Consider the following 11,525-nt stretch of genomic DNA (forward strand, 5'->3'; position numbering starts at 1 on the left):
TGTCAGCAACGGATCTCTTCCCAGCCCACCCGCCCCACCCGGGATAGCTGCACCCGGGACAAACGCCCCAGATGCACACCCAGCTGTGGCGCCTGTGGGCGCCGGGCAGATGGCGCTGAATGTGACATTCGTTGCTTCTAGTTGTTCTTAGGCTATCGTGGGTAAGCACTTTTTGCAGGGACTGCCTACAAACTGCGTGCCGCCACCCAGTAATATGGCGCCTTGATATGGCTAGCGAACACACGTCCACCAACACCTCCCGTACCCCTGTACCCCAGCGCACCTCCCGTGGCGCAGGTGGACGATCCGGCGCACGTTCCGGGCAGCGCCCCCGCCAAACATCTGCCCCGTTGAGCCCCGAGGTCGCCAGCAAGAAAAAAGAACTCTACAACCTGCTAGATTCGGTCTCCCTGGCCGGGGCGCACCGCTTCCGCCGCCGCCTCAAAAAAGCTGCCAGCCTGCACGCACTGTCGGCCATTGCGGCCGACATGGACGCCGAAAGCAATATCTTGAATCGGCGCCGGGATGCCCTTCCGGAGATCACCTACCCCCAGCAACTACCGGTGTCGACCTTCCACGATGAGATCGTGGAAGCCATCTCCAACCACCAGGTGGTAATCATCGCCGGCGAAACCGGCTCCGGTAAAACCACCCAGATTCCCAAAATGTGCCTCGAGCTCGGGCGCGGCATCCGCGGCCGCATCGGGCACACCCAGCCCCGCCGACTCGCCGCCCGCACGGTGGCCGAACGCATCGCCGAAGAACTCGGCCAAAACATCGGCGAATCCGTCGGCTACGCCATCCGCTTCGACGACCACGTCAGCGCCACCACCGCCGTCAAACTCATGACCGACGGCATTTTGCTCGCCGAAATGCAGCGCGACCGCTACCTGAATGCCTACGACACCATCATCATCGACGAGGCCCACGAACGCAGCCTCAACATCGACTTCCTCCTGGGCTACCTCAAGCAGCTGCTGCCGAAACGTCCCGATCTCAAAGTCATCATCACCTCCGCAACCATCGACCCGGAACGCTTCGCCGAACACTTCGCAGACGCCACTGGCCAACCCGCGCCCATTATCTCCGTGTCGGGGCGCACCTACCCGGTAGAAATCCGCTACCGGCCCCTCCAACAAGAAACAGACAACGGAATCATCGACATCGACCCGCTTGACGGAGTATGCGACGCCATCGCCGAACTCATGCGGGTCGGCGACGGCGACATTCTCTGCTTCTTCCCCGGCGAACGCGACATCCGCGACGCCATGGAAGCCATCGAAGCGCGCAAATTCCGCGGCGTAGAAATCACCCCCCTATTCGGTCGGCTCTCCAACGCCGAACAACACCGAGTGTTCAGCCCCCACTCCGGCCGCCGCATCGTACTGGCCACCAACATCGCCGAAACCTCCCTCACCGTCCCCGGCATCCGCTACGTCGTCGACACCGGCACCGCCAGAATCTCCCGCTACTCCTCCCGCACCAAAGTCCAACGCCTCCCCGTCGAAGCGATTTCCCAAGCCAGCGCCAACCAACGCTCCGGACGCTGTGGCCGCGTCGCCGAAGGCGTCGCCATCCGCCTCTACTCCGAGCAAGACTTCCTCAGCAGGCCAGAATTCACCGACCCAGAAATCCTGCGCACCAACCTCGCCAGCGTCATCCTGCAAATGGCCGCCCTCAAACTCGGCGACATCGAAGACTTCCCCTTCGTCCAAGCACCCGACCACAAAGCCATCCGCGACGGTCTACTCCTGCTCCACGAACTCGGGGCGCTAGCCGAAGGCGAAGACCACGGCGCACCCCGACTCACCGACATCGGACGCCAACTATCCCGCATCCCCGTCGACCCCCGCCTGGCCCGCATGCTCGTCGAAGCACACCACAGCGGATGCGTCGCCGACGTCCTCGTCATCGTCGCCGCCCTATCCATCCAAGACGTGCGCGAACGGCCCATGGACATGACCGCCCAAGCCGATCAAGCCCACGCCCGCTTCAACGACAAAACCTCCGACTTCGCCAGCTACCTGAAACTGTGGGACTACCTCACCCACACCCAACAAGAACTCAGCGGCAACAAATTCCGCACCCGCATGAAAAAAGAGTTCCTCCACTACCTCCGCATCCGCGAATGGCGCGACCTGGTCCGCCAACTCACCGGCGTCATCGACGACCTCGGCTGGAGCTACGGCGCCTACGAACCAGAACACCACAACATGGACCTGGTCCACCAAGCACTGCTATCCGGCCTACTCAGCCACATCGGCGTTCGGGCAGGTGACAGTCGCGAATACGCCGGCGCCCGCGGCACCCGCTTCGTGATCTTCCCCGGCAGCGGACTAAGCAAAAAACCACCCCAGGTCGTCATGGCCGGACAACTCGTCGAAACCTCCCGCCTGTTCGCCCGCGACGTCGCAGCCATCGCCCCCGAATGGGCCGAACAGCTCGGCAAAGACCTCCTGCGCCACCAATACTCCGAACCCCACTGGTCGACCAAACGCGCAGCCGCCATGGTCTACCAAAAATCCACCCTCTACGGCGTCACCCTCGTCGCCGACCGACTCACCAGCCTGCACACCGTAGACCCCGAGGCCGCCCGCAGCCTGTTCATCCGCCACGCCCTGATCGACGGCGACTGGAACACCCACCACAGCTTCTTCCACGACAACGCCAAAAAGCTCGAGGAAGCAGCAGAACTCGAAAACAAGGCCCGCCGACGCGACATCGTCGTCGACGACGACACCCTCTACGACTTCTACGACAGCAAACTTCCCCCCTCGATCACCACCGGCCAGCGCTTCGACCGCTGGTGGAAGAAGAAGCAACGCACCCAGCCAACACTGCTCGACTTCAACCCGGACAACCTCATCCGCGACGACGCCGAAGGAGTCGAGGAAGACGCATTCCCCGACAAATGGGAAAGCGACGACATCATCTTCGACGTCGACTACAACTTCCTACCCGGATCCCCCGATGACGGCGTGACAATCCGCATCCCCGTACCACTGCTCGGAAGCGTCGACGCCCAAACCTTCGAATGGCTCGTCCCAGGCCTACGCGAAGAACTCATCACCGAACTCATCCGCACCCTCCCCAAGGCGCTGCGGCGCACCGTCGTACCCGCCCCCGCCTACGCTGCCCGCGTCCTGCCCATGCTCGTCGCCTACCACGGCAGCGTCACCAAACAACTCGCAGAAGCCCTCCACCGCATCGGCGGGCGCGGAATCGCCGCCACCGACTTCAACCCCGACCAACTACCCGACCACCTGCGCCCCTCCTACGCAGCCATCGACAAACGCGGCAAAATCATCGACCGCGACCGCAACCTAAAAGCCCTCAAAGAACGCAACGCCAAACACATTTCCTCCTCCGTCAAGAAAGTCGGCGCAGCCGCATATCACGACGAAGCCCCGGAATGGACCGCCCAAACTCTCGGCACCATCCCCGAAGAAATCACCAGCACCGTCGACGGCCAAGCCGTCACCACCTACCCGGCACTCGTCGCCACCCCAGGCGGCGTAGCAGTGGAAGCAAAACCCACCAAAGCAGCGGCCGATGCCAGCCACCTCACCGCCACGATCACGCTGCTTCTGCGTTCCATCACGGTCAACACCCAACGCATGGTCAATGGCCTCCCCTTGACACAACGGGTTGCGGTGGAAAACTACCCCCACGGTGGCGCCCAGGGACTCGTCGACGATGCACGCGTCGCCGCGATTCGCGACAGCCTCATCGCGCATGGCGGACCAGTCCGCTCCCCGGAAGAATTCGCCACCCTACAGCAAGCAGTCAGCAAAGATGTCCCCTCCAGGGTTCGCCAAATGGTCGTCGCACTAGCCCCCGCGCTGGTCACCTACGCGCACGTCGCCGACGAACTTTCAGCCTGGAGCGGGCCCGCCATCGACGACATGACCAAACAACTGTCCGTGCTGCTCCCCCCGCACGCGCTCTCACTTCACGGAGCAGCGCGCCTCCGGCATCTCCCCCGCTATCTCGAAGCGATGAAGATTCGTCTCGAAGACATGGATCGCGATCCCGACCGCGACGAAGATCTGTCCATGACCATCGAAAATGTGCAACAGCTCCTAGAACAAAAACTGGCACAGCTCGGACCGGGCGCTGAAAAAACAGCAGCAGTCAAAGACATCATCTTCATGATCGAAGAATTGCGCGTGAGCCTGTTTGCACAACGACTCGGCACCGCAGGAACCGTCAGCGCCCGCCGCATCGAAAAAGCAATCGCAAAATTGGGATAACAGACAAAAACAAGGTGCCCGCCGACAAATCGGCCGGGCACCTTGATTCTTACTTCAGCGAAGACTTCGCATGCCGTCGCATCATGCGAATTTCCTTTTCGAAGTCTTCTGCACTATCAAAACTGCGGTAGACAGACGCAAATCGCAGATAAGCCACCTCATCAAGCTCCCGCAGCGGATCCAAAATAGCCAAACCGATATCGTTGGCGTTGACCTGCGAGGTGCCCTTCAAACGCACAGTTTCCTCCACCTCTTGAGCAAGCCGTTTCAAAGCGTCATCGCTGACGTTTCGCCCCTGGCACGCCCGCCGCACACCCAAAATAACCTTGTCGCGCGAAAAAGGTTCCGTCACGCCATTTCGTTTCACCACCAACAACATCGCCTTTTCCACCGTGGTGAATCGACCGCCACATTCGGGGCACTCCCGGCGTCGCCGAATAGCAGACCCACTGTCCACCACACGGGAGTCGATCACACTGGAGCTGTGATTGGCACAAAAAGGGCAATACATGAGGATCAATCCTTGTTCAGGTCGAGCAAGCTCTACTGGTGGGCGATGCGCCTCTAAACCTTAGTCGCTTCACTTGTTGTCCCTAAAGGGAGCAGGCACACACAAAAAATGCCCGCAAAAACCAGCTACGCCGTGGCTTTCTGAGACCTTCCACTCGTGCGGTAAAAGTGCACGGAGATAGGCCACACAAAGCCACGACGCGGTGCATCTCTGCGGGATGTATATGACAGCGCCCAGCCAGAACCCTTACTTGGCAATACTGGTCAGGGAAGTCTCATGCCCCATAGGCATCATTTGTGGGGAATCGTCGGGCGCCGGCCCCAGGATGAGGAAAGCAAGCCCCATCACCATTCCGAAGGTTCCGCCGAGCAAGATGCTCGAGAATCGACGAGAATCTGCGCCGTTATCCCGCGCTGGCTCGCGGTAGTGCACAGTCACGGTGCGAACACCAGATGAAACCCTGGCGGAAGGCAACCGACCCGGTTCGAACACAGCAGTGCTAGTGGAGGGCATAGCGTTGTTGATGGTGCGAGCAGTCATGATGGCAGTCCTTTTCTTCCGGCAAACACGCCAGAGGGTATGTCTGTTTCGGGGTGTCGTTTTTAGTGATGTGAAGCTTAAACCCGGGCTCGAAGCCTTGCAGATAAATTTAGCACCTGTGTTCGAGTTCCGCTTACATGTTCGATTTTTACCATAGCTCATCCGTTCGAACAAGTCTGAACAAAAACGACCATTCCACTAGCCACTCCCCCGCACAATCAGCTATGCTTACTGCAATAACGCGAAGCATTCGCGGTCGCCACATACAGCCATGTTCGAACGATTAGTAAAAACTCGCATCTTTTCGAACACGTTCGAACCCTAAGGTTCTTTTCGGCCCACCATTTTTGGATGCCACGCCCGATCGAGCCGAATTGCTTCCAGGGATATGCCCCTTAGAACAACCCCCCGGTTTTTCGGCACGCCCTCCAGATGCCACCCGAAACCTTAGCTATGATGGCTCACGACACCCTTAGTACGAATATTCGAATATTCAAGCAACCTGGACTCAGATGAATAACAAAACCCCCGACAAGTCCTCCCTGTCCGATCGCCAACGGCGCATCCTTGAGGTCATCCACGATGCCGTACTGCTGCGCGGATATCCGCCCAGCATTCGCGAGATCGGCGACGCGACAGGCCTGCAATCCACTTCTTCCGTCGCCTATCAGCTACGCGAGTTGGAAAAGAAGGGCTTCCTCAAGCGCGACGCCAATAAGCCAAGGGCCGTTAACGTGAAGAACCTTCCGGCGGAGAAGCAAAAGCCGGGACGTAAAACGGTTAAGGCGCCGGAGGTTTCCGAGGGGGAGGCTGCCAGCCAGCCTGCCTACATTCCGGTGGTTGGTCGTATTGCTGCAGGCAATCCGATTCTTGCCGAACAGCATGTGGAGGAATACTTCCCCATGCCCGTCGAGATTGTTGGCGATGGTGAGCTTTACATGCTGCAGGTCGTCGGCGAATCAATGCAGGATGCCGGCATCCTTGACGGTGACTGGGTGATCGTCAAGTCGCAAAAGGTTGCCCAACAGGGCGATTTTGTGGCGGCGATGATCGACGGAGAGGCTACCGTCAAGGAGTTCCACAAAGATTCGACTGGGGTGTGGCTACTCCCCCACAACACGCAATTCGATCCGATTCCGGCCAACGAGGCCGAGATCCTGGGGCGCGTTGTATCTGTGATGCGCAAGCTTTAGGGTGGCGTTTAGCATTCTTCTACCCCTTCCGACCTGGGTTTCGGAAGGGGTTTTTCGTGTGGCATCTCTTGGGAGCGCCATGTGGTTTTTAAAGACCGCACCAAACAAAAAATACACCCCCACATAGGGGTAGTTCTGCTGGTCTAGCTTATTTGAATCATCGCGGACGAAAGACACAGAATCAGAAACAATACAAGGGTTTATCAGCAGTTATAGGTGGACATCCCTCCTGTTTCATTCCGTATCTGTTGGATTATGTGGCGATAATCCCAGTCAGATCACACCCGACTGGCCCCAAAAAATCGGGCATTCATGACAAACTAGAGAGTGGATTCGGGCACATGCACAGATTCTCAGGTGCACCGATGTTTTGATTTTTTGTCCTCATGTTTATTTCACCGCTAGGAGCACCATGTACGCAGAGGAACGCCGTCGCCAGATCGCTTCCCTGACCGCTGTTGAAGGGCGCGTCAATGTCACGGAGCTCGCCGCCCGGTTTAATGTCACGGCTGAAACGATTCGTCGCGATTTGGCGATTTTGGATCAAGAGGGCACGGTGCACCGAGTGCATGGCGGTGCAGTAGCGAGCCAGAATTTCCAGACGACTGAGTTCACTGTGGATGCTCGTAGTAAGTCGGCATCGACAGCGAAAAATGCGATCGCCCACGCCGCGCTACGTTATTTGCCGCAGGCCCATGGCGGCCTGTTCCTTGATGCGGGCACCACGTTGTCGACTTTTGCAGACTTGTTATCTCAAAATTCTCAGGCCCGCCATTGGTCGATTGTGACCAACTGCCTTCCCATCGCATTGAACTTGGCTTCTGCTGGCCTCGATGAGGTCCAGTTGCTGGGTGGCAGTGTTCGTGCCATTACTCAAGCCGTGGTTGGTGATACCGCTTTGCGCACGCTGGCGTTGATGCGGGCTGATGTGGCTTTTATTGGCACCAATGCCTTGACTCTGGATCACGGCCTGTCTACTGCGGATTCGCAGGAAGCCGCAGTGAAGCGGGCAATGATTATCAACGCCCGTAAAGTTGTCGTGTTGTGCGATGCGTCCAAGATGGGCTGCGATTACTTGGTGAGCTTTGCCACGTTGGACGATATCGATGTTGTGATCACTGACAAGGGTGCCCCGTCGACGTTCGTTGATGCGTTGCGTGAGCGGGGCATTGAGGTTGTGATCGCTGAGCCTGGCGAGTAGTTTTCATCGCCTTCGGCGGGGTGTTGCTTTCGCGGTATGAGAGCAACACCCCTTTGTTATGGCGATAGCGGTGTGGCCCCTCGAAACTTATCGAGGGGCCACACCGCTATTTTGTCGGGGGTTAGCCCTTGATGACTGCGCGCACAGCTTCGCGTGCGGCGATAGCACCCTCGGCGTCCAGGGCTGCCTCAGCGGCCTTCTGGCAGGTCTCCAGGGTGACGTCTGCCAGCTGTGCACCTACGCCGGCAATGGCGGTGGAGGCGGCGGACAGGGAGTTCACACCCAGGCCGGTGAGAACGCAAGCCAACAGCGGGTCAGCGGCGGCTTCGCCACACACGCCGACGGCGGTGTCAAAGCGCTTGCCTTCGTCGCAGGTGTGCTTGATCAGTCGCAGCACGGCGGGCTGCCACGGGTCGGTCAGGTAAGCCAGCTGCGGGGACATGCGGTCGGCTGCCATGGTGTACTGGGTGAGATCGTTGGTACCGATGGAGACGAACTCCAGGTACGGCATGATCTTGTCTGCCATCAGTGCGGCAGCGGGAACCTCGATCATCGCACCCGGGGTCAGGCCACGCTCCTTGCACAGTTCAGAGAACCAGCGTGCTTCGCGGGTGGTGGCAACCATGGGGGCCATCACCCAGGTGGGAGCATTGTCGTCGCGACCGAGTTCCTGGGCAGCCTGTGCGATAGCGTCAAGCTGTCGGGTCAGCAGCGGCTCGTTGGCGCGTGCAACGCGCAGACCGCGCACGCCCAAAGCGGGGTTCATCTCGTCAGCCATGGTGGCGAAGGCGACGGGCTTGTCGGATCCGGCATCCAGGGAGCGAACGACAACCTTGGACTCGGGGAAACGCTCCAGCACCTTCTTGTATACGTTTGCCTGCTCATCGACCGAGGGTTCGGTGGTGGCGGACAGGAAGCACATTTCGGTGCGGAACAGACCGATGCCTTCCGCCTGGGTGGCGGCTGCAACGCGGGCGGCATTGCCGTCTTGCACGTTCGCGAGGAGTTGGACGCGGTGGCCGTCCTTGGTTTGTGCGGGGCCACGCCACTGGGCGACGCGCTCTGCGAACTCCTTGTATTCGGCAACCATGGCCTCAGCCTGGGCGGGGTCTGCGCCGGTGGTGATGGTTCCCAGGGAGCCATCGACGAGAACCTTTTCGCCGGCGGAGATGTTCTTCAGCTTCTCCCCAACCGCAACGATGCAAGGCACGTTGAGTTGACGGGCGATGATCGCGGTGTGCGAAGTCGGGCCACCAAGTTCAGTGACCAGGGCAACGAAGAGGCTGGTGTCTAGGGCAGCGGTATCTGCCGGGGAAAGATCGTCTGCGAACAGGACGACCGGACCGTCCACCTGGGGCAAGCCTGGTTCTTCTTCGCCACGCAGCTCTGCGATGGTGCGGTCGCGAATATCGCGCAGGTCAGTGACGCGCTCGGCCATCACACCACCCGCAGCCTCAAACATGGAGATGAATTTGGTGGTCGCGGCGACTACCGCGTAGTCAGCGGGGTGGCCGGAGGTGATGTTCTTCTTGACAGCCTTGCGCCATCCGCGGTCGCGGACCATGCCGGCTGTTGCCGACAGAACTTCCTTGGCAGCACCTTCGGCCTTGCTGGAGCGCTCGTCGAGACGAGCGGCAACAGCATCGGCGGCTGCAAGGAAGCGGTTGTGTTCTTCTTCGCGCTGATCCTCGGCAACAACTGGGCCTGCGGAGGGGAGCTCAGGGCGGGGGCGGATCCAAACAGCGTCGGCAAAGGCAATGCCGGGCACAACTGCAGTGCCCTTGATGACGGTATCGGAGGTCACATCGTTCATGGGTGCGTTCCTGTCCTCACTTTGTGGGTTTCTTCCAACATACCACCTTTCAGACAGGGCCGATCGGCAACAACCGGACACTAAATGTTGGATTTCCCACAGGTTTTTGTGGGATTTCGCTACATTTTTCACACATTCTGTGCTTAAATGTGGCTAAACCCTCTCATGCGACCGGGTTTAGCCACATGGCAAACATGTGGCGCTAGCACACCACAGACATGGAGGTGACAATGCTCACAGTAAGGGAGCGGCGGTCCACAATCGCTGATCACATTCAAAAGGTCGGCCACGGCAGCGTGGCCCACCTCGCTGAGCGATACCAAGTAACCCCCGAAACAATCCGCAGAGACCTAAGCTACCTGGAAAAACAGGGCCTAGTCTCCCGGGTTCACGGCGGCGCAGTTTCCCACACCGCCAACGCGGAACAGGAAACCTCCTACTGGCACAACGAGCACTCACACTCCGACGAGAAACTCGCCATCGCCCAAGCAGCTGTCACTCTGCTCCCCGCAGACAATGCATCAATCCTTATCGATGCAGGAACCACCACCGCAGCTTTCGCCGAAGCACTTCTCGCCGCGCACAACTCCCAACGCTGGACTGTGGTCACCAACTCCCTGCCCGCCGGCGCCACCCTTGCCAGCGGCGGCATGTCGGGAGTCAACCTCATCGGCGGCACCATCAAGGCCTACACCCAAGCCGTCGTCGGGGAACAAGCCTCCGAGGCAATCAGCAACCTACGGGCCGACTACTGCTTCATCGGCACCAACGGCATTTCCTCCGGGCACGGACTATCCACCCCAGACCCCGCCGAAGCCAGCGTTAAACGCGCCATGGTGCGTAACTCCAACACCTGCGTTCTTTTGTGCGATTCCTCCAAATTCGACGAGGACTACCTCGTTACTTTCGCCCAACTCGACGACATTGATGTCATCGTCACCGACGCGGGCTTAAGCGAGGAACACATCCAACTTTTGCAGGCCCACAACATCAAGGTCCTCATTCCATGATCCTGACACTGACCCCCAATCCCTCCACCGACCAAACACTGGTGCTCAGCGAAGCCCTCCGCCCCGGAACGGTGCAACGGCTCGCCCAAACCACCGGCACCGCCGGCGGTAAAGGCATCAACGTCTCCCACGCCTGCGCCCTGGCCGGCGTGGACACCCTCGCTGTGTTCCCGTCCTCCGGCACCGACCCCTTCCTGCAGCTCGTCGCCGACGACAAGATCCCCTATCAGGCGGTGTTCTTCGACGGGCGCGTTCGCACCAACATCACCATCACCGAACCCGACGGGACCACCAGCAAGCTCAACGGCCCCGGCCCCCACCTGGATGCCGCCACCGTCGCCAAGCTCGAAGGACTCATCGTCGGGGCTGCCACGGCAGCCGAATGGGTCGTCATGGCTGGTTCCCTTCCTCCCGGAACCCCCGTTGACTGGTATGCCCAACTGACCGCCGAACTTCGCAGCCATCTCCCCCACGTGCACATCGCCGTGGATACCTCCGATACCCCGTTGATGGCACTCGCAACAGCACTCGGTGGCGACAACTGCCCCGACTTGATGAAGCCCAACGCCATCGAGCTTGGACAAATCGCCGGCGTTGACGGCGAACAGCTCGAAGCAGACGCCATGGAAGGCAACTTCCAACCCGTCGTCGACGCGGCACAAAATCTTGTCGCCCGGGGCGTGAAAGAGGTCCTCGTCACCCTCGGGCCGGCCGGCGCAGTACTGGTCACCGCCAACGGTGCCTGGCACGCCCAACCGCCAAAAATCACCGTGGTCTCCACCGTCGGTGCCGGCGACTCTTCACTAGCCGGCTACGTCCTCGCCCGCCGCCGCGGCGCCGACGAGTCCGAAGCCATCGCACAAGCCGTCGCCTATGGGTCCGCGGCCGCCAGCATGCCCGGCACCACGATCCCAGCCCCCAGCGACGTTCATGCACATGACGTCCGCGTCACCCGACTGTGACAGCACTCTACTTTTCAATAAACACCTGTACAGCGGCCAGCG

At 59.9% G+C, this 11,525-nt stretch carries 8 protein-coding genes; 5 read left to right on the forward strand and 3 right to left on the reverse strand.

Going from position 1 to position 11,525, the window contains the following annotated elements; translation table 11 throughout:
- Positions 1 to 227 precede the first annotated feature (227 nt).
- Positions 228 to 4,253, forward strand: a complete 4,026-nt coding sequence (hrpA, locus tag CAQU_RS07180) for an ATP-dependent RNA helicase HrpA (protein WP_084562884.1) — start codon at positions 228 to 230, stop codon at positions 4,251 to 4,253.
- A gap of 49 nt (positions 4,254 to 4,302) precedes the next feature.
- Here hrpA and nrdR read toward each other — a convergent pair whose 3' ends face one another.
- Both nrdR and CAQU_RS07190 read right to left on the reverse strand, forming a co-directional pair.
- Positions 4,303 to 4,764, reverse strand: a complete 462-nt coding sequence (gene nrdR / locus CAQU_RS07185; RefSeq protein ID WP_075726474.1) for a transcriptional regulator NrdR — start codon at positions 4,762 to 4,764, stop codon at positions 4,303 to 4,305.
- 246 nt (positions 4,765 to 5,010) lie between these two features.
- Positions 5,011 to 5,304: a hypothetical protein gene (locus CAQU_RS07190; RefSeq protein ID WP_075726476.1), complete on the reverse strand. Its 294-nt coding sequence runs from the start codon at positions 5,302 to 5,304 to the stop codon at positions 5,011 to 5,013.
- Positions 5,305 to 5,816: 512 nt separating this feature from the next.
- Here CAQU_RS07190 and lexA point away from each other — a divergent pair.
- Together lexA and CAQU_RS07200 are read left to right on the forward strand one after the other, a co-directional pair.
- Positions 5,817 to 6,497: a transcriptional repressor LexA gene (gene lexA, locus CAQU_RS07195; RefSeq protein ID WP_084562886.1), complete on the forward strand. Its 681-nt coding sequence runs from the start codon at positions 5,817 to 5,819 to the stop codon at positions 6,495 to 6,497.
- A 412-nt stretch (positions 6,498 to 6,909) separates the two neighbouring features.
- Entirely contained in the window at positions 6,910 to 7,698 is a 789-nt protein-coding gene (locus tag CAQU_RS07200; protein ID WP_075726480.1) for a DeoR/GlpR family DNA-binding transcription regulator, read from the forward strand.
- A 121-nt stretch (positions 7,699 to 7,819) separates the two neighbouring features.
- Here the strand turns inward: CAQU_RS07200 and ptsP are convergent, their stop codons facing one another.
- Positions 7,820 to 9,511 (reverse strand): phosphoenolpyruvate--protein phosphotransferase, encoded by a 1,692-nt coding sequence (gene ptsP, locus CAQU_RS07205; RefSeq protein ID WP_075726482.1) that lies wholly within the window; start codon positions 9,509 to 9,511, stop codon positions 7,820 to 7,822.
- A 230-nt stretch (positions 9,512 to 9,741) separates the two neighbouring features.
- On the opposite strand from ptsP, the gene CAQU_RS07210 reads away from it, so the two are divergent.
- Both CAQU_RS07210 and CAQU_RS07215 read left to right on the forward strand, forming a co-directional pair.
- The gene (locus CAQU_RS07210) at positions 9,742 to 10,521 is read left to right on the forward strand and encodes a DeoR/GlpR family DNA-binding transcription regulator (RefSeq protein WP_084562888.1); all 780 of its coding nucleotides are present in this window, start codon (positions 9,742 to 9,744) and stop codon (positions 10,519 to 10,521) included.
- On the forward strand, positions 10,518 to 11,483 hold the full coding sequence (locus CAQU_RS07215; protein WP_075726484.1) for a 1-phosphofructokinase family hexose kinase: 966 nt from the start codon (positions 10,518 to 10,520) through the stop codon (positions 11,481 to 11,483). Before CAQU_RS07210 ends, CAQU_RS07215 begins: the two co-directional genes overlap by 4 nt.
- Positions 11,484 to 11,525: the final 42 nt, after the last annotated feature.

The sequence above is a fragment of the Corynebacterium aquilae DSM 44791 genome (assembly GCF_001941445.1).
In the GTDB taxonomy this organism is placed as follows: Bacteria; Actinomycetota; Actinomycetes; order Mycobacteriales; family Mycobacteriaceae; genus Corynebacterium; species Corynebacterium aquilae.

What these genes read in the sequence shown, in the direction of transcription:
- CAQU_RS07190 (WP_075726476.1), bottom strand. Translation starts at nt 5,304, where the DNA reads ATGACTGCTCGCACCATCAACAACGCTATGCCCTCCACTAGCACTGCT.
- CAQU_RS07200 (WP_075726480.1), top strand. Translation starts at nt 6,910, where the DNA reads ATGTACGCAGAGGAACGCCGTCGCCAGATCGCTTCCCTGACCGCTGTT.
- nrdR (WP_075726474.1), bottom strand. Translation starts at nt 4,764, where the DNA reads ATGTATTGCCCTTTTTGTGCCAATCACAGCTCCAGTGTGATCGACTCC.
- CAQU_RS07215 (WP_075726484.1), top strand. Translation starts at nt 10,518, where the DNA reads ATGATCCTGACACTGACCCCCAATCCCTCCACCGACCAAACACTGGTG.
- ptsP (WP_075726482.1), bottom strand. Translation starts at nt 9,511, where the DNA reads ATGAACGATGTGACCTCCGATACCGTCATCAAGGGCACTGCAGTTGTG.
- lexA (WP_084562886.1), top strand. Translation starts at nt 5,817, where the DNA reads ATGAATAACAAAACCCCCGACAAGTCCTCCCTGTCCGATCGCCAACGG.
- hrpA (WP_084562884.1), top strand. Translation starts at nt 228, where the DNA reads ATGGCTAGCGAACACACGTCCACCAACACCTCCCGTACCCCTGTACCC.
- CAQU_RS07210 (WP_084562888.1), top strand. Translation starts at nt 9,742, where the DNA reads ATGCTCACAGTAAGGGAGCGGCGGTCCACAATCGCTGATCACATTCAA.